Below are 23,007 nucleotides of genomic sequence, written 5' to 3' on the forward strand. Positions count from 1 at the left end.
CGGCAGCCAGACACGCGCCGATTTGCTGACTCGATTGCGGGCGCGCGAACCAGCCAGGGCCTTGATTCGTCCTCGCCCCGGCGGTTCACTACAAATGCGGCTAAAGAGGTCGTCAGCCGCGCATCTCCGACTCCGCGCATCGCCGACACCATTTAGCTGCCCAGTCATAAGGCGGAACGAATGGAATCGATCGGCATCGTCGCTCCACAGACCATGCACTTCGCCGAACCGCTGCGCTTGCAAAGCGGCAGCGTGCTCGGCAACTATCAGCTCGTCGTCGAGACGTACGGCGAACTCAACGCCGCGCGCTCGAACGCGGTGCTCGTCTGCCACGCGCTCAACGCGTCGCACCACGTCGCCGGCGTCTACGCGGACGATCCGCGCAGCACCGGCTGGTGGGACAACATGGTCGGCCCGGGCAAGCCGCTCGACACCAACCGCTTCTTCGTGATCGGCGTGAACAACCTCGGCTCGTGCTTCGGCTCGACCGGCCCGATGAGCGTCGACCCGTCGTCCGGCAAGCCGTACGGCGCGAGCTTCCCGGTCGTCACCGTCGAGGACTGGGTGCACGCGCAGGCGCGCGTCGCGGATGCATTCGGCATCGAGCGCTTCGCCGCGGTGATGGGCGGCAGCCTCGGCGGGATGCAGGCGCTCGCGTGGAGCCTGATGTATCCGGAGCGCGTCGCGCACTGCATCGACATCGCGTCGACGCCGAAGCTGTCCGCGCAGAACATCGCGTTCAACGAGGTCGCGCGCTCGGCGATCCTGTCCGATCCCGATTTCCACGGCGGCGACTACTACGCGCACGGCGTGAAGCCGAAGCGCGGCCTGCGCGTCGCGCGGATGATCGGCCACATCACGTACCTGTCCGACGACGACATGGCCGAGAAATTCGGCCGTGCGCTGCGCCGCGCCGACGGCGCGCTCGACGCGTACAACTTCAGCTTCGACGTCGAGTTCGAGGTCGAGTCGTACCTGCGCTACCAGGGCGACAAGTTCGCCGACTACTTCGACGCGAACACCTACCTGCTGATCACGCGCGCGCTCGACTACTTCGACCCGGCCAAGGCGTTCGACGGCAACCTGAAGGCCGCGCTCGCGCACACGCAGGCGAAATACCTGATCGCGAGCTTCTCGACCGACTGGCGTTTCGCGCCGGCCCGCTCGCGCGAGATCGTGAAGGCGCTGCTCGACAACAAGCGCACGGTCAGCTACGCGGAAATCGACGCGCCGCACGGCCACGACGCGTTCCTGCTCGACGACGCGCGCTATCACAACCTGATCCGCGCGTATTACGAACGAATCGCCACCGAGGTGGGTGCATGAACCAGCAAGCGCTGAATTCCCTGTCCGCACGCGCGGACTTCCGCACGATCGCGCGCTGGGTCGAACCGCGCTCGACGGTGCTCGACCTCGGCTGCGGCGACGGCTCGCTGCTCGCACTGCTGATGGAAGAACTGGACGTGACCGGCTACGGGATCGAGCTGAACGACGCGGGCGTGCTCGCGAGCGCGAAGAACGGCATCAACGTGATCCAGCAGAACCTGGAAGACGGCCTGCGCCTGTTCGAGGACCACAGCTTCGACATCGCGATCCTGTCGCAGACGTTGCAGACGATTCACCAGACGGCCGCGATCCTGCGCGAAACCGCGCGGGTCGGGCGCGAATGCATCGTGTCGTTCCCGAATTTCGGCTACTGGCCGCATCGGCTGTCGGTGCTGAACGGCCGGATGCCGGTGTCGAAGTCGCTGCCTTACCAATGGCACAACACACCGAACGTCCGGGTGCTGACGATCGAGGATTTCGAGGCGCTCGCGCCCGAAGTCGGCGTGACGATCCTCGACCGCGTGGTGCTGCACGAAGGCCAACCGATTCGATGGGGAGCGAACTGGCGTGGTAGTCTTGCTGTCTACCGCGTCAAGCGCAGCTGAGCCGGGGAGCCGTTGACGGACGCCGTCGGCCCGCACGCACGTGCGGCCGAGCCGCTGCGCGACCCGCGCCGCCGCCTGCGCTGCCGCCGCAATCAGTCAACGCTATCCAGTTCCAGTCCATGTCGAAAACGCCACACGAGGCGCCCGCACTCACCGCTCACGAGGATCACCCCGGCTGGCGCGCCTACCTGAACACGCACATGCTGATCTGCGTGTTCCTGGGCTTCACGTCGGGTCTGCCCCTCTTCACGCTCGTCTACCTCGTACAGGCCTGGTTGCGCTCCGAGGGCGTGAACCTGAAGGAAATCGGCCTGTTCGCGCTGATCCAGTTCCCGTACACGTGGAAGTTCCTGTGGGCGCCGCTGATGGACCGCTACGTCCCGCGCCTGCCCGGCTGGCGGCCGGGCCGCCGGCGCGGCTGGCTGCTGCTCACGCAGCTGCTGGTCGCGGGCGCGATCGCCGCGCTCGGCTTCGTGTCGCCGCGCGACTCGATCTGGACGGTCGCCGCGCTCACCACGCTCGTCGCGTTCTTTGGCGCAAGCGCCGACATCGTGATCGACGCCTATCGCCGCGAGCTGCTGCGCGACACCGAGCAGGGCCTCGGCAACGCGATCCACGTGAACGCGTACAAGCTCGCCGCGCTAATCCCCGGCTCGCTGGCGCTGATCCTGTCCGACCACCTGCCGTGGGACGTCGTGTTCGCGCTCACCGGCGCGTTCATGCTGCCGGGCATCCTGATGACGCTCGTCGTGCGCGAACCCGAAGTGATCGGCGCGCCGCCGCGCAACCTGCGCGACGCGATCGTGCTGCCGTTCCGCGAATTCATCCAGCGCGACGGCTGGGCCGGCGCGCTGCTCGTCATCGCGTTCATCTTCCTGTTCAAGATCGGCGACACGATGGCCACCACGCTGTCGACGTCGTTTTTCCTCGACATCGGCTTCTCGCGCACCGAGATCGGCATCGTCGCGAAGACCACCGCGCTCGTCGCGAGCGTGGCCGGCGGGATCATCGGCGGCGTCTGGCTCGTGAAGATCGGCATCGGCCGCGGGCTGTGGATCTTCGGCGCGCTGCAGATGGTGTCGACGCTCGGCTTCGCGTGGCTCGCGCAGCTCGGCCCCGGCTCGCCCGTGCTCGCAGTGCTCTACGACTTCACCGTATCGACGAGCCATGCGATCGCGTCAGTGCTGTCGGTGTTCGGCATCGCGGTCACCCCGCAATTCAGCCCGATGACCGTTGCGCTCGCGCTCGTCTACGGCGTCGAAACCTTCACCACCGGCCTGACGATGGCCGCGTTCGTCGCGTACATCGCGAGCACGACCGACCCGCGCTATACGGCCACGCAGTTCGCGCTGTTCACGAGCCTCGCGTCGGTGCCGCGCACGCTCGCGTCGGCCGCGAGCGGCTTCATCGTCGCGAAGATCGGCTGGTTCGACTACTTCATCGTGTGCACCGCGCTCGCGATTCCCGGCATGCTGCTGCTGTTCAAGATCGCGCCGTGGAACGGGACCGCACGCAATGGCGAGGCCAGCCGTGCGCAGTAACGCCCTGCACCGCCTCGCGCGCGTTGCGGCTTCGTTGAGCGTCGGCGCCGCGGCGCTCGCCGCGGGGTTCGCCCATGCGACCGACACCGCCGCGGGCTCCGCGCCGGCCGCGGCTTCACCGCCGGCAAATTCAACGCCCGCCGCCCCCGCCCAGCCGGCCACCGCCGAACCCGCGCAGCCGACCGGCGCCGCCGCGTCGACGAAGGCGTATGCGCAGACCTCGCAGCAGATCCGCTACGGCGACACCATTGCCTTTCGCACGCTGATTCCGTCGCCGCTGCTCGAGCAGCTCACCGCGAACGAATACGCGCAGATCGTGCAGGCCGCCGCCGACAGCAACCGCCTGCTGCCGGCGAACCAGCCGCGCGTGAAGCGCCTGCGCGCGATCGTCGCGAAGCTCGCGCCGTATTCGGTGAAATGGAACGACCGCGTGAAGAGCTGGGCGTGGGACGTCAACGCGATCCGCTCGCGCGACATTCGCCTGACCTGCCTGCCGGGCGGCAAGGTGCTCGTGTACGGCGGCCTGCTCGACCGCGTCCGCCTGAACGACGACGAGCTCGGCGTGCTGCTCGCGCACGGCATCGCGCATGCGCTGCGCGAACACGCGCGCAGCAACTTCAGCGCGACTTCGCAGACGTCGCTGCGCGCGGCCGCGTTGCCGCCGCTGTTCGGCGTCGGCGAACCGCTGCCGCAGGCACTGAACCTCGGCGAACGCCTGCAGTCGCTCCACTACGACCCGACCGACGAGACCGAAGCCGACGTAATCGGCGGCGACATCGCCGCACGCGCGGGCTTCGATCCGCGCGCGGCGATCACGCTGTGGGACAAGCTCGCGGTCGCGACACGCGGCAACAAGGCAACGGGCTTCATCTACACGCACCCGTACAGCACCGCCCGCCGCCAGGACCTGCTGAACCGCCTGCCGGATCTCATGCCGCTGTACGCGAAGGCGGTGGGCAAGCGCGTCGACACGCTGCCCGACTACGCGGGTATCAGCGCACAGCGCCGCAAGGTCGTGCGGCGCTGAGCGCCACGCGCGGCCGATCGCTACGCCACCCTATGCATCCACGTCCGCCGCGACCGGCCGGGTGCCGCTTTCGCGCATCCAGCGCACCTCGTCACCCGGGCTGCGGCCGAACAGCCGCTTGAACTCGCGGCTGAACTGCGACGCGCTCGCATAGCCGACACGCGCGGCCGCCGTGCCGGCGCCGACCCCGTCCTGCACCATCATCAGCCGCGCCTGGTGCAGCCGCGCGGCCTTCACGTACTGCATCGGCGACGTCGCCGTCACGTGCTTGAACTGCGCATGGAACACCGCGAGGCTCATCCCGGCCTCGCGCGCGAGCGTCTCGACGTCGAGGTCGGCCTTCAGGTCCGCATGGATACGCCGCAGCGCCTTCGCGATACGGCCGAAGTGGTGCTGCTGGACGAGCGCCGCGCGGATCGCGTCGCCCTGCGCGCCGGTCAGCACGCGGTACGCGATCTCGCGCATGATCGCGGGGCCCAGCACGCGCGTGTCGTGCGGCGACGCGAGCGTTTCGAGCAGCCGCAGCACGGCGTCGGCCAGCGGTGCATCGAGCGGCGTCGAATCGACGCCGAGCGGCTCGCTGACGGATGCGCCGAGCGTCTCGTCGAGCAGGATCGCGAGCTCGGCGATCACCGCGAGGTCGATGCGGATCGAGATCGCGAGAAACGGCTCGTCCATGCTCGCGAAGGTCTCGCATTCGAACGGCAGCGGCACCGACAGCACCAGATACTGCTGCGCGTCGTAGACGAACGAGCGATCGCCGAGATAGCCGAGCTTGCGCCCCTGGCACACGACGACGATGCTCGGCTCGTACAGCACCGGCATGCGCGGCGCGGGACGGCTCACGCGAATGAAGCGCACGCCGTCGAGCGCCGCCGGCGTGTCGCCGTCGTTCGGCGCGAGACGCGTGTGCAGCTCGATCATGCGGCGCCGCACATGGTCGTCCGAGTCGGCAAAAAGGGGCTGGAAGCTCATCGGCGCGGTCCTGTCCGGCAAGAAAATCTGGCTCGAAATGTAGCACCTTGAAAGCATTTTGGCGGCCGTTGGCGCGCAATTCGAGAGGAATAGGCAAATCTTCCAGACCTTCGTGTATTTCGCCGCGCCGCCGCGCTCCTTACGATGACGTCCTGCCTCGCCGCATCGCCACATGGTGCGACGGCAGTCTGTTTTGCCGGTTATCCATCCCGGACAAGGAGCCCCCTGCATGAGCACTACCTATGCCTACGCAGCGACCGATTCGCAGTCGCCGCTCGCCCCGTTCGAATTCCAGCGTCGCGCGCTGCGCGACCTCGACGTCCAGATCGACGTCCTCTACTGCGGCGTCTGCCACTCGGACCTGCACCAGGCCCGCAACGAATGGCGCAACACGATCTACCCGGTCGTACCGGGCCATGAAATCGTCGGCCGCGTGACCGCGACCGGCCCGCAAGTCTCGCGCTTCAAGGTCGGCCAGCTGGTCGGCGTCGGTTGCCTCGTCGATTCGTGCCGCACCTGCCCGAGCTGCGCCGAAGGTCTCGAGCAGTATTGCGAGAACGGCTTCGTCGGCACCTACAACGGCCAGGATCGCGTGACGGGCGACATCACGTTCGGCGGCTATTCGACGCAGCTCGTCGTCGACGAGGCGTTCGTGCTGCGCGTGCCCGAGACGCTCGATCCGGCCGGCGCCGCGCCGCTGCTGTGCGCGGGGATCACGACCTACTCGCCGCTGCGCCAGTGGAACGTCGGCCCCGGCAAGAAGGTCGGGATCGTCGGTCTCGGCGGCCTCGGCCACATGGGCGTGAAGCTGGCGCGCGCGATGGGTGCGCACGTCGTGCTGTTCACCACGTCGCCGTCGAAGATCGAGGACGGCAAGCGGCTCGGCGCGCACGAAGTCGTGATCTCGAAGGACGAAGCGCAGATGAACGCGCACCTGAACAGCTTCGACTTCATCCTGAACACGGTCGCCGCGCAACACGACCTGAACCCGTTCCTGCACCTGCTCAAGCGCGACGGCACGATGACGCTGGTCGGCGCGCCGGAGCACGACCATCCGTCGCCGCAGGTGTTCAACCTGATCTTCAAGCGCCGCCGCCTCGCGGGCTCGCTGATCGGCGGGATCGCGGAAACGCAGGAGATGCTCGACTTCTGCGCGGAGCACGGGATCACGTCGGACATCGAAACGATTCCGATGCAGCAGATCAACGCGGCCTACGAGCGGATGCTGAAGAGCGACGTGAAGTACCGCTTCGTGATCGACATGGCGTCGCTCAAGCAGTAAGCGCCGAAGGCGATACGCACGATCGCCGCCCCAAGCGAAACGGGCCGCATGTTCGACATGCGGCCCGTTTTTACATCCGGCTGCTGCGCGCGCGGCGCAGCGCGGAACGTCACTCGCGGAACATCACTTCTTGTAGTCGTAGTCCACCGTCAGCGGCGCATGGTCGCTGAACTTGATGTCCTTGAAGATCGACGTGCTTTTCGCGGTGCCGGCGATACCCGGCGTCGCGATCTGGTAATCGATCCGCCACCCGACGTTCTTCGCATACGCCTGGCCGCGGTTGCTCCACCACGTGTACTGCTCCGGGCGCTGATCGAGCGTGCGGAACACGTCGACATAGCCGACATCGTCGAACAGCTTCGTGAGCCACTCGCGCTCTTCCGGCAGGCAGCCCGAATTCTTCTGGTTGCTCTTCCAGTTCTTGATGTCGATTTCCTTGTGGACGATGTTCACGTCGCCGCACAGGATCACCTCGCGCTTTTTCTTCAGCGCGGCGAGGTGCGGCATGAACTCGTCCATGAAGCGGTACTTCGCCTGCTGGCGCTCTTCGCCGCTCGAGCCGGACGGCACGTACACCGACACGACCGACAGCTTGCCGTAGCGCGCCTCGACATAGCGCCCTTCGGCATCGAATTCGCTGCTGCCGAAGCCGATGATCACGTCATCGGGCTCGCGGCGGCTGTACACGCCCGCGCCGCTGTAACCCTTCTTCTCGGCATGGTGAAAATAGCTCTTGAAGCCGTGCGGCTCGACGAATTCGGCCGGAAGATCATCGGCCGAGACCTTGATTTCCTGCACGCACACGCAATCGGCGTTCTGTTCGCCGAGCCACTCGAAGAAGCCCTTCTTCGCGGCGGAGCGGATGCCGTTCAGGTTGGCGGTAATCACTCGCATCATGTCGGATTCCGTTCAGTTCGATGTTTTTCAGGGGGGCAGCTTAGCGGATCTTCACGCCTTCGAGCTCGGGCTTCGGCGGCGGGAATTCCAGCTTCATGTCGGTCATCGTGCGCAGCAGCAGCTCGGCGATCATCACGTTGCGGTGCGTCTTCGAGTTCGCCGGGATCACGTACCACGGCGCATGCTCGGCGGACGTCGCGGCAAGCGCGTCGCGGTAGGCGGACTGGTACGCGTCCCAGTGCTTGCGCGCGTCGAGATCGGAGATGTCGAACTTCCAGTGCTTGGTCGGATCGTCGATGCGTGCCTGCAGCCGCGCGCGCTGCTCGTCCTTCGAGATGTGCAGGAAGCACTTGATGATCGTCGTGCCGTTCTCGACCAGCATCGTCTCGAAATCGCGGATCTGCCGATAGCGGCGCTCGCATTCCTTCGTGTCGATCAGGTCGAGCACGCGCGGCACGAGCACGTCTTCATAGTGGCTGCGGTTGAAGATCGCGAGCTCGCCCGCGGCCGGCGCCTGCGCATGCACGCGCCACAAGAAGTCGTGCGCGGCCTCGATCGGCGTGGGCGCCTTGAACGACACGACGCGCAGGCCGAGCGGATCGACCTCGCGGAACACCGCGCGCACGGTGCCGTCCTTGCCGCTGGTGTCCATCCCCTGCAGCACGAGCAGCACGCGCTTCTTCTGCTGCGTGTGCAGGCGCTCCTGCTGCACGTCGAGCTCGGTCGACACGACCGACAGCCGTGCGCGGTCGTCGTCCTTCGAACCGGACGAGAACGGCTTCGCGGCCGGGTCGAACGCATCGAGCTTGAATGCTGCGGCTTCCTTCTCGCGCGTGCAGTACGGCACGCGGAAATCGTCGAGCGACGGTTGTTTCGCCATTCGTTCCTCCGTTGGACGCTGTGGTGCATACGATAACGCATCCACCAAAACGCAACGGGCCGCCCCGATCCGGTTCGGGGCGGCCCGTCGTCATGCGCGGTTCAGGCGCGCGGTCATGCTCAGCCGAGCTTCTTCTTCAGCAGCTCGTTGACCTGCTGCGGATTGGCCTTGCCCTTCGTCGCCTTCATTGCCTGGCCGATCAGCGCGTTGAACGCCTTTTCCTTGCCCGCGCGGAATTCCTCGACCGACTTCGCGTTCGCCGCGAGCACTTCGTCGATGATCGCTTCCAGCGCGCCGGTGTCGGAGATCTGCTTCAGCCCCTTCGCGTCGATGATGCGGTCGGCCGCGCCTTCGTCGGTCGCCTTCTCGTCCCAGATCGTCGCGAAGATTTCCTTCGCGATCTTGTTCGAGATCGTGCCGTCGGCGATGCGCTGCAGCACGAGCGCGAGCTGCGCGGCCGAGACCGGAATCGCGTCGATCTCGATGCCGTCGCGGTTCAGCTGCGACGAAACGTCGCCCATCAGCCAGTTCGCGGCGATCTTCGCGTTCGCGGTGCCGGCCTTCGCGACCACGGCCTCGAAGTACGCGGCCATCGCCTTGCTCGACGTCAGCACGCCCGCGTCGTACGCGGACACGCCGTATTCGTCGGCGAAGCGCTGCTGCATCGCGGCCGGCAGCTCGGGCATCCCGGACTGCACGCGCTCGATCCAGTCCTGGCCGATCACGAGCGGCATCAGGTCGGGGTCGGGGAAGTAGCGGTAGTCGTGCGCGTCTTCCTTGCTGCGCATCGAACGCGTCTCGCGCTTGTCCGGATCGTAGAGGCGCGTTTCCTGCACGACTTCGCCGCCGTCCTCGATCAGCTCGATCTGGCGACGCACTTCGTAGTTGATCGCTTCCTCGAGGAACCGGAACGAGTTCAGGTTCTTGATTTCCGCGCGCGTGCCGAACTTCTCCTGGCCGACCGGACGCACCGACACGTTCGCGTCGCAGCGGAACGAGCCTTCCTGCATGTTGCCGTCGCAGATGCCGAGCCACACGACGAGCCCGTGCAGCGCCTTCGCGTAGGCCACCGCCTCGGCCGCGCTGCGCATTTCCGGCTCGGTGACGATCTCGAGCAGCGGCGTGCCCGCGCGGTTCAGGTCGATCCCCGTCATCCCGGCGAAGTCTTCATGCAGTGACTTGCCGGCATCTTCCTCGAGGTGCGCGCGGGTCAGGTTGACCGTTTTTTCGTACGCTTCCTTGCCGGCCTTTTCGTTGGCGGGCACCTGGATCGTGATCTGGCCGCCCTGCACGACCGGAATCTCGTACTGGCTGATCTGATAGCCCTTCGGCAGATCGGGGTAGAAATAATTCTTGCGCGCGAAGATGCTGCGCGGCGCGATGGTCGAGCCGATCGCGAGGCCGAAGCGGATCGCGCGTTCGACCGCGCCGCGGTTCAGCACCGGCAGCACGCCCGGCAGCGCCAGGTCGACCGGGCAGGCCTGCGTGTTCGGCTCGGCGCCGAACTGCGTCGACGCGCCCGAGAAAATCTTCGAGACGGTCGACAGTTGCGCGTGCGTCTCGAGACCGATGACGACTTCCCATTGAGTCATGCTTATACCCCCGCCGGAACTTGCTTGTGCCAGTCGGTCGCGCGCTGGAACGCGTCGGCGACCTGCAGCATCCGGGCTTCGTTGAAATAGTTGCCGATGATCTGCAGGCCGACCGGGCGCTTCGCATTCGCGCCCGCGCCGAAGCCGCACGGCACGCTCATGCCGGGCAGGCCGGCGAGGCTCACCGACAGCGTGTAGATATCCGCGAGATACATCTGCACCGGATCGTCGCCCTTCGAGCCGAGATCCCATGCGACCGTCGGCGACGCCGGGCCCATGATCACGTCGCAGGACTTGAACGCTTCCTGGAAATCGTTCGCGATGATGCGGCGGATTTTCTGCGCCTGCAGGTAGTACGCGTCGTAGTAGCCGTGCGACAGCACGTACGCGCCGACCAGGATCCGGCGCTTCACTTCAGGCCCGAAGCCTTCCGCGCGCGACTTCTTGTACATGTCGAGCAGGTCGCCGTACTGCGCGGCGCGGTGGCCGAAGCGCACGCCGTCGAAACGCGACAGGTTCGACGACGCTTCCGCCGGCGCGATCACGTAGTACACGGGGATCGACAGTTCCGTCTTCGGCAGCGACACGGGCACGAGCGTCGCGCCGAGCGCTTCGTATTGCTTGAGCGCCGCGTCGATCGCCGCGCGCACGTCGTCGGCGAGGCCCGCGCCGAAATACTCGTTCGGCAGGCCGATGCGCAGGCCGGCGAGCGGCTTGCCCGCATCGTTGCCGGCGGCCCACGGCTGGCCGAGGTGGCGCGTGAAATCCTCTTCGTCGCGCTCGAGGCTCGTCGAGTCGCGCTCGTCGAAGCCGGCCATTCCGTTCAGCAGCAGCGCGCAGTCGGACGCGCTCTGCGCCATCGGGCCGCCCTGGTCGAGCGACGACGCGAACGCGATCATCCCGTAGCGCGACACGCGGCCGTAGGTCGGCTTGATGCCGGTCACGCCCGCGAACGACGCGGGCTGGCGGATCGAGCCGCCGGTGTCGGTGCCGGTCGCGGCCGGCGCGAGGCGCGCGGCCACGGCGGCCGAGCTGCCGCCCGAGCTGCCGCCCGGCACCGCGTTCGTGTCCCACGGGTTCTTCACCGCGCCGAACGCCGAATTCTCGTTCGACGAGCCCATCGCGAACTCGTCCATGTTGGTCTTGCCGAGCGTGACCATGCCGGCCGCCTGCAGGCGGGCGACGACGGTCGCGTCGAACGGGCTCTCGTAGTTCGCGAGCATCTTCGAGCCGGCCGTCGAGCGCCAGCCGCGCGTGACGAAGACATCCTTGTGCGCGATCGGCAGGCCGGTGAGCGCGCCGCCCGCGCCGCGCGCGAGCTCGGCATCGGCGGCTTTGGCCTGCGCGAGGGTGAGATCGGCGTCGACGTGGACGAACGCGTTCAGGTCGCGCGCGGCTTCGATCCGTTTCAGGTAGAGCTGCGCGAGCTCGACGGCCGAGCATTCCTTGGCGGCGAGCGCGGCGCGCAGTTCGGTCAGGCTTTTTGCGTGCATTGAGTGGTTTTCCTGGGAATTCTGGGTGGCGCGCGGCGCAGCGGCGGCGGCGCGCTTGTCATCGAATGCTTACTCGATCACCTTCGGCACGAGATAGAGGCCGTCCTGGACGGCCGGCGCCGGACGCTGGTTGTCGTCGCGATTGACGACTTCCGTCACGGCGTCGTCGCGCAGGCGCTGCGCGACTGCCTGGATCTGTTCGATCGGGTGGGCGAGCGGCGCGATGCCGGCGGTGTCGACCGCCTGCATCTGCTCGACGAGGCCGAAGAGTTCATTGAGCTGGCCGAGCATGTGCTCGGCGTCGGCGTCGGCCATTTCGAGTCGCGCCAGGTGCGCGATGCGTTTCACATCGGTCAGGGTCAGGGCCATGCGATCACCGGAAAAACAAGGCTGCGCAGCGCATCAAAAGCAGCGCTGCGGCGGGGGGTTGGAGGGTGCGATCCCACCCTCAAAAATCGGGGCCGAAGCGGCAAAAATACCGCCCGTTTCGATTCAAATACCGTGAAATTATAAGGTATCATTACGCGTTCGACCCAAACCCGGCAGCCTTTTCCCGCACCGTTTCGCCCCGCTTCGGCAGGCCGTGCGTGCATCGTGCGATCCCCGGTAGACATCACTCGCAGCTTCGTGCGCCGCGGCGGCCGCTTCCGCCACGCTTCCCGAGGCTGTTATTTTTTCCGCTGCCGCCCTCAGCGCTCGCTATGCAGGGCCGGCCCAGAGCGAAACAGGATTCTGAATGTTCGGTTTTTTGCGCAGCTACTTCTCCAACGATCTCGCGATCGACCTCGGCACCGCAAACACCCTGATCTACATGCGCGGCAAGGGCATCGTGCTCGATGAGCCCTCCGTCGTGTCGATCCGCCAGGAAGGCGGCCCCAACGGCAAGAAGACCATCCAGGCAGTCGGCAAGGAAGCCAAGCAGATGCTCGGCAAGGTGCCGGGCAACATCGAGGCGATCCGCCCGATGAAGGACGGCGTGATCGCCGACTTCACCGTCACCGAGCAGATGATCAAGCAGTTCATCAAGACGGCCCACGAGTCGCGCATGTTCTCGCCGTCGCCGCGCATCATCATCTGCGTGCCGTGCGGCTCGACCCAGGTCGAGCGCCGCGCGATCAAGGAAGCCGCGCACGGCGCCGGCGCCTCGCAGGTCTACCTGATCGAAGAGCCGATGGCCGCTGCGATCGGCGCGGGCCTGCCGGTGTCGGAAGCCACCGGCTCGATGGTCGTCGACATCGGCGGCGGCACGACGGAAGTCGGCGTGATCTCGCTCGGCGGCATCGTGTACAAGGGTTCGGTGCGCGTCGGCGGCGACAAGTTCGACGAGGCGATCGTCAACTACATCCGCCGCAACTACGGGATGCTGATCGGCGAACAGACCGCCGAGGCGATCAAGAAGGAAATCGGCTCCGCGTTCCCGGGCTCCGAAGTCAAGGAAATGGAAGTGAAGGGCCGCAACCTGTCGGAAGGCATTCCGCGCAGCTTCACGATCTCCAGCAACGAAATCCTCGAAGCGCTGACCGATCCGCTGAACCAGATCGTGTCGTCGGTGAAGATCGCGCTCGAACAGACGCCGCCGGAACTCGGCGCCGACATCGCCGAACGCGGGATGATGCTGACGGGCGGCGGCGCGCTGCTGCGCGACCTCGATCGCCTGCTCGCGGAAGAAACCGGCCTGCCGGTGCTCGTCGCGGAAGATCCGCTCACCTGCGTCGTACGCGGTTCGGGCATGGCGCTCGAGCGCATGGACAAGCTGGGCAGCATCTTCTCGTACGAGTGATCGTCCAGGCAGTTCCCTGACATGACGCAACCGCGGCGTGGCCGGCTCGCTCGTTTAGAACGAACCGCCGCGCCGTTTGCGCGTCTGAGCATCATTTAACCGATCATTCGCGCCCGGCGCCGACCATGGAATACAGTCCGCCGCCCCTCTTCAAGCAAGGTCCGCCCGCGCTCGCGCGGCTCATCTTCTTCGTTGCCCTCGCCATCGCGCTCCTCGTCTCGGACGCGCGCTTCAGCACGCTCGAAATCGTCCGCGGCGCGCTCGGCACCGTGCTCTATCCGCTGCAGCGCGCCGCGCTCGTGCCGCGCGACCTGTTCATGGGCGCGGCCGACATCGCCGTCACCGGCGCGTCGCTGCGCCACGAGAACGACGACCTCCGCAAACGCAACCTGCAGCTGTCCACGCAAGCCAACCAGGCCGCCGTGCTCACGCAGGAGAACGCGCACCTGCGCGCGGTGCTCGAACTGCGCCAGCACATCGCGACACAGTCGACGCCGGCCGAGATCCAGTACGACACGAGCGATCCGTTCACGCAGAAGATCGTGATCGGCCAGGGCTCCCAGCAAGGCATCCAGAACGGCGCACCCGTCGTGAGCGAAAACGGCGTGGTCGGCCAGGTCACGCGCGTGTTCCCGCTGCAGTCCGAAGTCACGCTGGTCACCGACCGCGATCTCGCGATTCCCGTGCAGGTGCTGCGCACCGGCCTGCGCAGCGTGATCTACGGCACGCCGAAGGGCGATTCGCTCGATTTGCGCTTCGTGCCGACCAGCGCGGATCTCGTCGTCGGCGACGAGCTCGTCACGAGCGGCCTCGACGGCGTCTATCCGCCCGGCCTGCCGGTCGCGAAGGTCGTGCGCGTCGACAAGCTCGCCGATACGGCGTTCGCGCGCGTGACCTGCGCGCCGATCGCCGCCGTGCGCGGCGCGCGCCAGATGCTCGTGCTGCATTACCAGAACGACATCCCGCCGCGCCCGGCCGAGCCCGATCCGGCCGCAGACAAGAACGCGAAGGGCAAGAAAGGCGCGAAAGCCGCCGCGAAGGGCGAGAAGAGCGAGAAGGCCGACAAGGCTGACGCGAACGCGAAGCCGGCCGCCGCGGCCCAGCCCGGCGCAAAGCCTGCGGCGCCGGCCGCCCCGGCCAAGCCCGCCGCCACGCCCGCGAAGCCCGCGGCCGGGCAATCAGGAGCCCAGCGATGAATCGCCCGCAATACATCCTGCAGCCGGTCAATCCGTACTTCATCGTCTTCAGCCTCGCCGCCGCGTTCCTGCTGAACCTGATGCCGTGGGGCCGCCTGCCCGGCGTGCCCGACTTCGTCGCGCTCGTGCTGCTGTTCTGGAACATCCATCAGCCGCGCAAGGTCGGGATGGGCGTCGCGTTCGCGCTCGGCATCCTGATGGACGTGCATGACGCGGGGCTGCTCGGCGAGCATGCGCTCGCCTATACGCTGCTGTCGTACGGCGCGATCACGATCCACCGCCGCGTGCTGTGGATGCCGATCGGCGTGCAGGTGCTGTACGTCACGCCGCTCCTGGTCGTCGCGCAGCTCGTGCCGTTCGTGATCCGCCTCGTGATGGGCGCCGCGTTCCCGGGCTGGCGCTACCTGGTCGACGGCTTCGTCGAAGCCGCGCTGTGGCCGATCGCGAGCCACCTGCTGCTGATGCCGCAACGCCGCCCGGTCGATCCGGACGATACGCGCCCCATCTGAGCCAGGGGCCTGCCTTGAATACCCGCCGCCTCCACGCCCGCCGCGCGCCGCGCTCCGGGGCGGCACCGCGCCCGCACTGCGTGCGCGGGCCAGATCGCTCCTAACCGCATGACCGAATTCAACGACACCCAACAGCAGCTCTCGAAGTTCCGCCTGCGCGTCGCGGCGGCGGGCGTGTTCGTGTTCGTCTGCTTCGGGCTGCTCGCGAGCCGCTTCTTCTACCTGCAGCTGATGCAGCACGGCAAATACGCGCTGCAGGCCGAGGAAAACCGCATCTCCGTCGCGCCGATCGTGCCGAACCGCGGGATCATCACCGACCGCAACGGCGTGATCCTCGCGAAGAACTATTCGGCGTACACGCTCGAGATCACGCCGTCGAAGCTCGACGACACGCTCGACAACACGATCGACAAGCTGTCCGAGATCATCCCGATCGACGCGCGCGACCGCCGCCGCTTCAAGAAGCTGCAGGAAGACTCGAAGAACTTCGAGAGCCTGCCGATCCGCACGCGCCTCACCGACGCCGAAGTCGCGCGCTTCACCGCGCAGCGCTTCCGCTTCCCCGGCGTCGACGTGCGCGCACGGCTGTTCCGGCAATATCCGCTCGGCACGACGGCCGCGCACGTGATCGGCTACATCGGCCGGATCTCGAAGCGCGACCAGGATCGCATCGACGCGATGAGCGACGACAACGACAGCGATCAGGAAAACTACGATCCGCGCCGCGACGCGAACAACTACAAGGGCACCGACTACATCGGCAAGATCGGCGTCGAGCAGAGCTACGAGACCGAGCTGCACGGGCTGACGGGCTTCGAGGAGGTCGAGGTGACGGCCGGCGGCCGGCCGGTGCGCACGCTGTCGCGCACGCAGGCGACGCCCGGCAACAACCTCGTGCTGTCGCTCGACATCGGGCTGCAGCAGGTGGCCGAGCAGGCGTTCGCCGGCAAGCGCGGCGCGCTGGTCGCGATCGAGCCGAAGACGGGCGACGTGCTCGCGTTCGTGTCGTCGCCGAGCTTCGACCCGAACTCGTTCGTCGACGGCATCGACCAGCAGACCTGGGACGAGCTGAACAACTCGACCGACAAGCCGCTCCTGAACCGCCCGCTGCACGGCACCTATCCGCCCGGCTCGACGTACAAGCCGTTCATGGCGCTCGCCGGCCTGACGCTCGGCAAGCGCACGCCGGGCTGGGGCTTCCAGGATCCCGGCTACTTCACGTTCGGCGGCCACACGTTCCGCAACGACGTGCGCTCGGGCCAGGGCTGGGTCGACATGAACAAGGCGATCATGGTGTCGAACGACACCTACTTCTACATGCTCGCGCGCGACCTCGGCGTGAACTCGATCGCGAACTTCATGAAGCCGTTCGGCTTCGGCCAGATTACCGGGATCGACATCCAGGGCGAGGCGCGCGGGATCCTGCCGTCGACCGACTGGAAGAAGAAAGCGTTCAAGAAGGCCGCGCAGCAGAAGTGGTTCGACGGCGAGACGATCAGCCTCGGGATCGGCCAGGGCTACAACTCGTTCACGATCCTGCAGCTCGCGCACGCGACCGCGACGCTCGCGAACAACGGCGTCGTGATGAAGCCTCACCTCGTGAAGGAAGTCGAGGATCCGATCACGCGCGGGCGCCGCCTGACCGTGCCGAAGGAAAGCGAAACGATCCCGCTCAAGCAGGCCGACATCGACGTCGTGAAGCGCGGGATGGAGAACGTGATCGAGAACCCGTCCGGCACCGCGTACAAGGTGTTCCGCGGCGCGCCGTACCTCGCCGCCGGCAAGACCGGTACCGCGCAGGTGTTCTCGCTGCAAGGCTCCAACTACAAGGGCCACCTGCTCGCCGAGCACCTGCGCGACCACGCGCTGTTCATCGCGTACGCGCCGGTCGACCATCCGCAGATCGCCGTCGCGCTGGTCGTCGAGAACGGCGGCTGGGGTGCGCAGGCCGCCGGCCCGATCGCGCGCCGCGTGCTCGACTTCTTCCTCGTCGACCGCCAGAACCCGCAGAACGAGGCCGCGGCCGTGGCTGCCGCGGCGTCGGCGACCGAACCCGTCAATGCGCCGGTGATCGGCGACGCGAACAAGCCGGCTGCCGTCGCGGCCGGCTTCACCGCGCTGCCGCAGCCGGTCGTGCCGACCGCGGCCAGCGCGGCGGAAGCAGCATCGGCCGCGGCCGCCTCCGAAGCGTCGGCTGCCGCCAGCGCCAGCGCTGCCACACCGGCCAGCGCCAGTGCCGCTGCGCCGAGGGCCGCGAGCCTGCCGCCGATTAGGCGCCCGCACCGGCCACGCCGGCCCGCCAGCGATGCGCAGCCGCTCGTCGCCACGCCGCGCGACGACAATCACCGTGCAACGGCCCCCGCGAAGGCGGCGGACGCCGGCACCGCTCATTAACGGAGAAAGGCATGCAATTCGACAAGCGCGCCTGGCTCGACAAGATCAAGCAGATGTTCGCGGGCTTCGACCGCCCGCTCGCCCTCATCGTGTTCCTGCTGCTGTGCGTCGGCATCGTCACGCTGTACAGCGCGGCGATCGACATGCCCGGCCGCGTCGAGGACCAGTTGCGCAACATCCTGCTGACGTTCGTGCTGATGTGGGTGATCGCCAACATCCCGCCCACGACGCTGATGCGCTTCGCGGTTCCGCTCTATACGTTCGGGGTCGCGCTATTGATTGCGGTCGCGCTGTTCGGGATGACCAAGAAGGGGGCGAAGCGCTGGCTGAACGTCGGCGTCGTGATCCAGCCGTCGGAAATCCTCAAGATCGCGACACCGCTGATGCTCGCGTGGTACTACCAGCGCCGTGAAGGCGGGCTGCGCTGGTACGACTTCATCGTCGCGTTCGGGATCCTGCTGGTGCCGGTCGGGCTGATCGCGAAACAGCCCGACCTCGGCACGGGCCTGCTCGTGTTCGCGGCCGGCTTCTTCGTGATCTATCTCGCCGGCCTGTCGTTCAAGCTGATCGTGCCGGTGCTCGTCGCGGGCGTGATCGCGGTCGGCTCGATCGCCGTGTTCGAAGAGCGCATCTGCCAGCCCGAAGTGCAGTGGCCGCTGATGCACGATTACCAGAAGCACCGCGTATGTACGCTGCTCGACCCGACTTCCGACCCACTCGGCAAAGGCTTCCACACGATCCAGGCCGTGATCGCGATCGGCTCGGGCGGCGTGCTCGGCAAGGGCTACCTGAAAGGCACGCAGGCGCACCTCGAATTCATTCCGGAGAAGCACACCGACTTCATCTTCGCGGTGTTCTCCGAGGAATGGGGGCTCGTCGGCGGGCTCGTGCTGCTGACGCTGTACATGGCGCTGATCGCACGCGGGCTCTATATCGCCGCGCAGGGCGCGACGCTGTTCGGCCGCCTGCTCGCGGGCTCGCTCACGCTCGCGTTCTTCGTCTATGCGTTCGTCAACATCGGGATGGTGAGCGGCGTGCTGCCGGTCGTCGGCGTGCCGCTGCCGTTCATGAGTTATGGCGGCACCGCGCTCACGACGCTCGGCATCGCGATCGGGATGATCATGAGCGTCGGGCGGCAGCGGCGGTTGATGAAGAGTTGACCGCGCGGCACGCACCGCATAAAGAAAAACGGCGCATCGGCGCCGTTTTTTTTCGACTGCGGATGACAAGCGCGGCCACGCAGTGCCGCGCGGCGCGCGCCCCGGCTCACGGCGGCGGTGCGTGCGCCCCGCCCGGCTCCGCGCCGGCGCCCGATGCCGGCCCCTGCGCCTTCAGCCGCGCACTCAGCTCCTTGAATTTCAGCCCGGCCGTCTCGTCGCCCTGCGCGGCCGCCGCCGCGTAATACGCCCGTGCGATGTTGAGGTTCTGCGCGACACCGTCGCCACCGCGCTCGTAGAACGACGCGGTCACGTACTGCGCGGTCGGCTCGCCCGCGTCGGCGGCCTGCTTGTACCACGTGAACGCCTGCCGGTTGTCGCGCGGCGTGCCGCGTCCGTCGAGGAACTGGTTCGCGAGCGACAACTCGGCCTGCACGTGCCCCTGCTTCGCCGCCCGCAGGAACCAGCGGTGCGCTTCGGCCGGATCGCGCGCGACGAACTCGCCGTCGTCGAACATCCGGCCGTATACATACTGCGCATGCGACATGTTCGCGTCGGCCGCGCGCTTCAGCCAGCGCAGCCCTTCGTCGACGTTCGCGGTCACGCCTTCGCCCGTCAGCAGCATCATCGCGTAGTTGAATTGCGCGAGACGGTCGCCGCGCTCGGCCGCGTCGTGGAACTGCACCAGCGCCGCACGAAAGTCGCCGGCGTTGTAGTCGGCGACCGCCGACTGCGTCTCGTGCGACGGATCGGGCTTCGCCTGCGGCGCGCCCTGCGCGGCAGCCGCGATCCACACGACCCACAGGCCGAGCACCGCGCCGACCTGCCGGCGCCTCCCGATCCCACCCTGCGCGCGCCCACGGCACGCGCCATCGCCACCGTTCATGACCGCACCTCCTGCAGCGCCTGCCGCGTTGCCCGCAACAACCAGCTGACGTCGGCCGACACCGTGATCATCCGGTAGCCGGCCTCGCGATACTGGCGCGCGGCCGCCGTATCGCCCGCGAAGATCCCGACCGCGACGCCGGCCTGCCGGCCGGCCGCGAGCACGCGCGCCATCGCGGTTTCGACGTCCGGGTGACGGATGTCGCCAAGGTGCCCGAGGCTCGCCGCGAGATCGGCCGGGCCGACGAACAGGCAATCGATGCCGGGCAGCGCCGCAATCCGCTCGACTTCATCGACGCCGCGCGCCGATTCGATCTGCACGATCACCGCGACCTGCGCATTCGCCGTCTGCACGTAGTCGCGACGCATGCCGAACGCCGCCGCGCGCACCATGCCCGCGACGCCGCGCAGCCCGTCCGGCGAATCGGGCGACGGATAGCGCGTGAGCCGCACCGCGTGCGTGGCGTCGTCGAGCGTCTCGATGCAGGGAAACATCAGCGTGCGCGCGCCCGCATCGAGCGCACGCTTCACGAGCCACGGCTCACGCGCCGGCACGCGCACGACGGGCTCGCTCGGCAGATGGGCGGCGGCGATCGCGCGCAACTGCGATGCAACATCGCGGCTGTCGTTCGGCGCGTGCTCCATGTCGATGCAGAGCCAGTCGTAGCCGGCATGTGCGAGCGCTTCCGCGACCGACTCGCTGCCGAGCGACAGCCACAGGCCGTACAGCGGCTCGTCGCCGTCGCGCAGGCGTTGTTTGAGGGAATTGGTGAGCGTGCTCATCGATACGGCCTCCTGGACGGAACGGCAAGCGAACGGGACAAGCAACGGGCAAAGCGGAGCGCGACACACCGGGCAGCGAAGCACGGCGGCGCCAGGACCGGGCCCTGGAACGTTGGTCGGCCATGGGCGGCCGATCTGACAGCGCCGACCGCACGACCCGCGCACGGCGGCGTTTTTCGGCGCCACGCAACGATCATAGCGCGGCGTTACGCGAAATGTGGGAACGGACGGGGAGCGAGGCGGGACGGGGCCGCGGGGTGCGGCGTCAGGCAGCCCGCGCCGGGTGGCGGGGCGGCCGGGAAGGCGGGATTAGCGGCCGGGCTGGCGCTCGACGTCGGCCCAGCAGTTCGGCGTTTCGTACAGGCGCACGCGCTCGAGCCGCAGGTTCACGCCGTAGTGCGCGTCGTACACGTTCGCGAGGATGTCGAACGCGATCGCCGCGAGGTTCTCGACGGTCGGAATCCGGTCGATCACGACCGTCTTGTGGTCGGCCATCTGCTCGAGGAACGAGCGCACGACGTCGTCTCGCGCATAGACCAGGAACGCGTGGTCCCACTTGCCGACCAGGTGCTCCATCGCGAGCGCCTTCACGTCGGCGAAATCCATCACCATGCCGCGGTCGGGCGCCCCCTCGGTATCGACGAGATCGCCGCGCAGCGTGACTTCGAGCACATAGCGATGGCCATGCAGGTTCCGGCACTGGCTGCGGTGGTCGGGAATGCGGTGGCCCGCGTCGAATTCGAGTTTTCGGGTAATCAGCACGATGTCAAAAGCCGGGGCTCAGGGAATGTTCAGATATTTGTGGGTCTGCATCGACAGCCGCCACTGCGGATGACGCTTGCACCAGTCGATCGCGAGCTTCGTATTGAGGTCGCGCGACGGGCCGTCCATCGGCTGGACGAGGTAATACTCGAAGTCGAGCTTCGCGTAGTCGGCCAGCCGCTGGTTGTCCTGCGGGATCACGACCTTCAGCTCGTTGCCCTTCGTGACGACGAGCGGCGCGTCGGCCTTCGGGCTCACGCAGATCCAGTCGATCGATTCGAGCACCGGCAGCGAGCCGTTGGTCTCGATCGCGATCTCGAAGCCGGCCGCGTGCAGCGCGTCGACGAGCGGCTGGTCGAGCTGCAGCATCGGCTCGCCGCCCGTGCAGACGACGAAGCGGTGCGCCTCGCCCTCCGGCCACAGGCCGGCGATCGTCGCGACGAGCGCTTCGGCATCCTTGAACTTGCCGCCGTTCTCGCCGTCGGTGCCGACGAAGTCGGTATCGCAGAAGCGGCACACGGCCTCCGCACGATCCTCTTCGCGGCCCGACCACAGGTTGCAGCCGGCGAACCGGCAGAACACGGCCGGCCGGCCCGCGTTCGCGCCCTCGCCCTGCAACGTGTAGAAAATTTCCTTGACCGCGTAAGTCATCGTCCTTCGTCCGGCTCGCGCCGCTCGTTGTCGATCAGAATCCGTTAATCACCAGGCGCTGCCGTTGCCGCTGCATCACAGCGGCGCTTCGGTCACCCGCTCGCCCTTCAGGTAGGCCTCGTAGCCGCGCTTGCGCAGCTTGCAGGCCGGGCATTCGCCGCAGCCGAAGCCCCAGTCGTGCAGTTCCGCGCGCTCGCCCACGTAGCACGTGTGCGTCTCGACGCGGATCAGTTCGACGAGCGCTTCGCCGCCGAGCTGTTCGGCGAGCTGCCAGGTTTGCGCCTTGTCGAGCCACATCAGCGGCGTCTCGAGCACCATGCGCGTATCCATCCCGAGGTTCAGCGCGACCTGCAGCGCCTTCATCGTGTCGTCGCGGCAGTCGGGATAGCCCGAGAAATCCGTCTCGCACATCCCGCCGACCAGCACGCGCAGCCCGCGGCGATAGGCGATCGCCGCGGCGATCGTCATGAACATCAGGTTGCGGCCCGGCACGAACGTGTTCGGCAGGCCGTTGGCCGTCGTCTCGATCTCGATCGTGCGCGTCATCGCGGTATCGCTGATCGCGCCGAGCACCGACAGGTCGATCATGTGATCGTCGCCGAGCCGGTCCGACCAGGCGGGAAAGTCACGCTTCAGCGCTTCGCGCACGCCTTCGCGACATTCGAGCTCGACGCGGTGGCGCTGGCCGTAATCGAAGCCGAGCGTCTCGACCGTCTGGTAGCGTTCGAGGGCCCATGCCACGCACGTGGCCGAGTCCTGCCCGCCGGAAAACAACACGAGCGCGCCGTCTTTAGCGTCTGTCCGAATCACCGTGATACTCCGTGAATGTGTAGGCTCGCGTCGCGCTGCGCCCCGGGGCCGGCTGCCGCCGGGCGGCCCGACGCGTGCCGGCCAGAGCCGGCTCGACCAGTATAGGCAGCGCAATCGGCCGCGAACGCGGCGGAGCGCTTATACCGCCCATCGCGCGGCATCGTTGCCGCGCGCCACGGCGGCGCCACGCTGGCAGCCTGCCGTGCGCATGAAGCGATGCGCTAAGTTATTGAGCGGGCACGGATTTTATCATGCCCTCATGAACACTGCCGGGCACGCCATCCCACGCCACTGGTCACGCAAACCCCACCACAAACGAAAAACCCCAAGAACCTTCCGATTCTTGGGGTTTTAATTCTGGTGGCCTGGGTCGGAATCGAACCAACGACACGCGGATTTTCAATCCGCTGCTCTACCAACTGAGCTACCGGGCCAACGAAGAAGAGAAAGTATATCCACCCT

The 23,007-nt window shown here is 67.3% G+C and carries 21 protein-coding genes and 1 tRNA gene; 10 read left to right on the plus strand and 12 right to left on the minus strand.

The genetic code is table 11. The features are described 5' to 3' along the window. The first annotated feature begins 180 nt into the window (after positions 1-180). The 4 genes from metX to CFB40_RS17045 all read left to right on the plus strand — a co-directional run bounded on the left by metX (position 181) and on the right by CFB40_RS17045 (position 4,499). Positions 181-1,326 carry a homoserine O-succinyltransferase MetX gene (metX, locus tag CFB40_RS17030; RefSeq protein ID WP_089426577.1) on the plus strand — a complete coding sequence of 382 codons (1,146 nt, stop codon included), beginning with the start codon at positions 181-183 and terminating at the stop codon, positions 1,324-1,326. Further along, a complete protein-coding gene (gene metW / locus CFB40_RS17035) occupies positions 1,323-1,931 on the plus strand; it encodes a methionine biosynthesis protein MetW (protein WP_006755281.1) in 609 nt (202 codons plus the stop codon). Before metX ends, metW begins: the two co-directional genes overlap by 4 nt. A gap of 119 nt (positions 1,932-2,050) precedes the next feature. After that, the gene (locus tag CFB40_RS17040) at positions 2,051-3,472 is read left to right on the plus strand and encodes an AmpG family muropeptide MFS transporter (protein WP_089426578.1); all 1,422 of its coding nucleotides are present in this window, start codon (positions 2,051-2,053) and stop codon (positions 3,470-3,472) included. After that, positions 3,462-4,499, plus strand: coding sequence for a M48 family metallopeptidase (locus CFB40_RS17045; protein WP_089426674.1), 1,038 nt, complete (start codon positions 3,462-3,464; stop codon positions 4,497-4,499). The genes CFB40_RS17040 and CFB40_RS17045 overlap by 11 nt, the downstream gene beginning before the upstream one ends. 30 nt (positions 4,500-4,529) lie before the next feature. Here CFB40_RS17045 and CFB40_RS17050 read toward each other — a convergent pair whose 3' ends face one another. Beyond that, positions 4,530-5,474: an AraC family transcriptional regulator gene (locus CFB40_RS17050; RefSeq protein WP_089426579.1), complete on the minus strand. Its 945-nt coding sequence runs from the start codon at positions 5,472-5,474 to the stop codon at positions 4,530-4,532. A 229-nt stretch (positions 5,475-5,703) separates the two neighbouring features. Here CFB40_RS17050 and CFB40_RS17055 point away from each other — a divergent pair, with 229 nt between their 5' ends. Continuing rightward, positions 5,704-6,756 carry an NAD(P)-dependent alcohol dehydrogenase gene (locus CFB40_RS17055; protein ID WP_089431842.1) on the plus strand — a complete coding sequence of 351 codons (1,053 nt, stop codon included), beginning with the start codon at positions 5,704-5,706 and terminating at the stop codon, positions 6,754-6,756. Positions 6,757-6,879: 123 nt separating this feature from the next. Here CFB40_RS17055 and CFB40_RS17060 read toward each other — a convergent pair whose 3' ends face one another. The 5 genes from CFB40_RS17060 to gatC all read right to left on the minus strand — a co-directional run bounded on the left by CFB40_RS17060 (position 6,880) and on the right by gatC (position 11,987). Further along, positions 6,880-7,653 (minus strand): exodeoxyribonuclease III, encoded by a 774-nt coding sequence (locus CFB40_RS17060; RefSeq protein ID WP_089431843.1) that lies wholly within the window; start codon positions 7,651-7,653, stop codon positions 6,880-6,882. Positions 7,654-7,693: 40 nt separating this feature from the next. Next, on the minus strand, positions 7,694-8,533 hold the full coding sequence (locus tag CFB40_RS17065) for a polyphosphate kinase 2 family protein (protein ID WP_089426582.1): 840 nt from the start codon (positions 8,531-8,533) through the stop codon (positions 7,694-7,696). A gap of 119 nt (positions 8,534-8,652) precedes the next feature. Continuing rightward, on the minus strand, positions 8,653-10,125 hold the full coding sequence (gene gatB, locus CFB40_RS17070) for an Asp-tRNA(Asn)/Glu-tRNA(Gln) amidotransferase subunit GatB (RefSeq protein WP_089431844.1): 1,473 nt from the start codon (positions 10,123-10,125) through the stop codon (positions 8,653-8,655). Between the two features lie 2 nt (positions 10,126-10,127). After that, on the minus strand, positions 10,128-11,618 hold the full coding sequence (gatA, locus tag CFB40_RS17075) for an Asp-tRNA(Asn)/Glu-tRNA(Gln) amidotransferase subunit GatA (RefSeq protein ID WP_089426584.1): 1,491 nt from the start codon (positions 11,616-11,618) through the stop codon (positions 10,128-10,130). 69 nt (positions 11,619-11,687) lie between these two features. After that, complete coding sequence (gatC, locus tag CFB40_RS17080; RefSeq protein WP_089426585.1) at positions 11,688-11,987, minus strand: Asp-tRNA(Asn)/Glu-tRNA(Gln) amidotransferase subunit GatC; 300 nt, start codon at positions 11,985-11,987, stop codon at positions 11,688-11,690. 367 nt (positions 11,988-12,354) lie between these two features. Between gatC and CFB40_RS17085 the strand changes: the two genes are divergently transcribed. From CFB40_RS17085 to rodA, 5 genes are all read left to right on the plus strand, one after another. Further along, positions 12,355-13,398: a rod shape-determining protein gene (locus CFB40_RS17085; RefSeq protein WP_004189550.1), complete on the plus strand. Its 1,044-nt coding sequence runs from the start codon at positions 12,355-12,357 to the stop codon at positions 13,396-13,398. Between the two features lie 125 nt (positions 13,399-13,523). Next, positions 13,524-14,594, plus strand: a complete 1,071-nt coding sequence (mreC, locus tag CFB40_RS17090) for a rod shape-determining protein MreC (protein ID WP_089431845.1) — start codon at positions 13,524-13,526, stop codon at positions 14,592-14,594. Beyond that, positions 14,591-15,103: a rod shape-determining protein MreD gene (gene mreD, locus CFB40_RS17095; RefSeq protein WP_009687274.1), complete on the plus strand. Its 513-nt coding sequence runs from the start codon at positions 14,591-14,593 to the stop codon at positions 15,101-15,103. The genes mreC and mreD overlap by 4 nt, the downstream gene beginning before the upstream one ends. A 108-nt stretch (positions 15,104-15,211) precedes the next feature. Then, a complete protein-coding gene (mrdA, locus tag CFB40_RS17100; RefSeq protein WP_089431846.1) occupies positions 15,212-17,497 on the plus strand; it encodes a penicillin-binding protein 2 in 2,286 nt (761 codons plus the stop codon). Between the two features lie 11 nt (positions 17,498-17,508). Beyond that, entirely contained in the window at positions 17,509-18,657 is a 1,149-nt protein-coding gene (gene rodA, locus CFB40_RS17105) for a rod shape-determining protein RodA (protein ID WP_089426588.1), read from the plus strand. Between the two features lie 106 nt (positions 18,658-18,763). On the opposite strand, the gene CFB40_RS17110 is transcribed toward rodA, so the two are convergent. From CFB40_RS17110 to CFB40_RS17135, 6 genes are all read right to left on the minus strand, one after another. Beyond that, complete coding sequence (locus CFB40_RS17110) at positions 18,764-19,540, minus strand: tetratricopeptide repeat protein (RefSeq protein WP_089426589.1); 777 nt, start codon at positions 19,538-19,540, stop codon at positions 18,764-18,766. After that, complete coding sequence (locus CFB40_RS17115) at positions 19,537-20,322, minus strand: HpcH/HpaI aldolase family protein (protein WP_089426590.1); 786 nt, start codon at positions 20,320-20,322, stop codon at positions 19,537-19,539. The genes CFB40_RS17110 and CFB40_RS17115 overlap by 4 nt, the downstream gene beginning before the upstream one ends. A gap of 309 nt (positions 20,323-20,631) precedes the next feature. Continuing rightward, positions 20,632-21,084: a 6-carboxytetrahydropterin synthase QueD gene (queD, locus tag CFB40_RS17120; protein ID WP_011353563.1), complete on the minus strand. Its 453-nt coding sequence runs from the start codon at positions 21,082-21,084 to the stop codon at positions 20,632-20,634. Positions 21,085-21,102: 18 nt separating this feature from the next. Continuing rightward, the gene (gene queE, locus CFB40_RS17125) at positions 21,103-21,735 is read right to left on the minus strand and encodes a 7-carboxy-7-deazaguanine synthase (RefSeq protein ID WP_011353564.1); all 633 of its coding nucleotides are present in this window, start codon (positions 21,733-21,735) and stop codon (positions 21,103-21,105) included. A gap of 75 nt (positions 21,736-21,810) precedes the next feature. After that, positions 21,811-22,545 (minus strand): 7-cyano-7-deazaguanine synthase QueC, encoded by a 735-nt coding sequence (gene queC, locus CFB40_RS17130; protein WP_089426591.1) that lies wholly within the window; start codon positions 22,543-22,545, stop codon positions 21,811-21,813. A gap of 358 nt (positions 22,546-22,903) precedes the next feature. Next, positions 22,904-22,979: transfer RNA gene (locus tag CFB40_RS17135), tRNA-Phe, on the minus strand. Positions 22,980-23,007: the final 28 nt, after the last annotated feature.

It is taken from the genome of Burkholderia sp. AU31652 (assembly GCF_002223155.1).
GTDB lineage: Bacteria > Pseudomonadota > Gammaproteobacteria > Burkholderiales > Burkholderiaceae > Burkholderia.

Bases quoted from the DNA above. Each gene is read 5' to 3' on its own strand.
- metX (WP_089426577.1), top strand. From the start codon at position 181: ATGGAATCGATCGGCATCGTCGCTCCACAGACCATGCACTTCGCCGAA.
- metW (WP_006755281.1), top strand. From the start codon at position 1,323: ATGAACCAGCAAGCGCTGAATTCCCTGTCCGCACGCGCGGACTTCCGC.
- CFB40_RS17040 (WP_089426578.1), top strand. From the start codon at position 2,051: ATGTCGAAAACGCCACACGAGGCGCCCGCACTCACCGCTCACGAGGAT.
- CFB40_RS17050 (WP_089426579.1), bottom strand. From the start codon at position 5,474: ATGAGCTTCCAGCCCCTTTTTGCCGACTCGGACGACCATGTGCGGCGC.
- CFB40_RS17055 (WP_089431842.1), top strand. From the start codon at position 5,704: ATGAGCACTACCTATGCCTACGCAGCGACCGATTCGCAGTCGCCGCTC.
- CFB40_RS17060 (WP_089431843.1), bottom strand. From the start codon at position 7,653: ATGATGCGAGTGATTACCGCCAACCTGAACGGCATCCGCTCCGCCGCG.
- CFB40_RS17065 (WP_089426582.1), bottom strand. From the start codon at position 8,533: ATGGCGAAACAACCGTCGCTCGACGATTTCCGCGTGCCGTACTGCACG.
- gatB (WP_089431844.1), bottom strand. From the start codon at position 10,125: ATGACTCAATGGGAAGTCGTCATCGGTCTCGAGACGCACGCGCAACTG.
- gatA (WP_089426584.1), bottom strand. From the start codon at position 11,618: ATGCACGCAAAAAGCCTGACCGAACTGCGCGCCGCGCTCGCCGCCAAG.
- gatC (WP_089426585.1), bottom strand. From the start codon at position 11,987: ATGGCCCTGACCCTGACCGATGTGAAACGCATCGCGCACCTGGCGCGA.
- CFB40_RS17085 (WP_004189550.1), top strand. From the start codon at position 12,355: ATGTTCGGTTTTTTGCGCAGCTACTTCTCCAACGATCTCGCGATCGAC.
- mreC (WP_089431845.1), top strand. From the start codon at position 13,524: ATGGAATACAGTCCGCCGCCCCTCTTCAAGCAAGGTCCGCCCGCGCTC.
- mreD (WP_009687274.1), top strand. From the start codon at position 14,591: ATGAATCGCCCGCAATACATCCTGCAGCCGGTCAATCCGTACTTCATC.
- mrdA (WP_089431846.1), top strand. From the start codon at position 15,212: ATGACCGAATTCAACGACACCCAACAGCAGCTCTCGAAGTTCCGCCTG.
- rodA (WP_089426588.1), top strand. From the start codon at position 17,509: ATGCAATTCGACAAGCGCGCCTGGCTCGACAAGATCAAGCAGATGTTC.
- CFB40_RS17110 (WP_089426589.1), bottom strand. From the start codon at position 19,540: ATGAACGGTGGCGATGGCGCGTGCCGTGGGCGCGCGCAGGGTGGGATC.
- CFB40_RS17115 (WP_089426590.1), bottom strand. From the start codon at position 20,322: ATGAGCACGCTCACCAATTCCCTCAAACAACGCCTGCGCGACGGCGAC.
- queE (WP_011353564.1), bottom strand. From the start codon at position 21,735: ATGACTTACGCGGTCAAGGAAATTTTCTACACGTTGCAGGGCGAGGGC.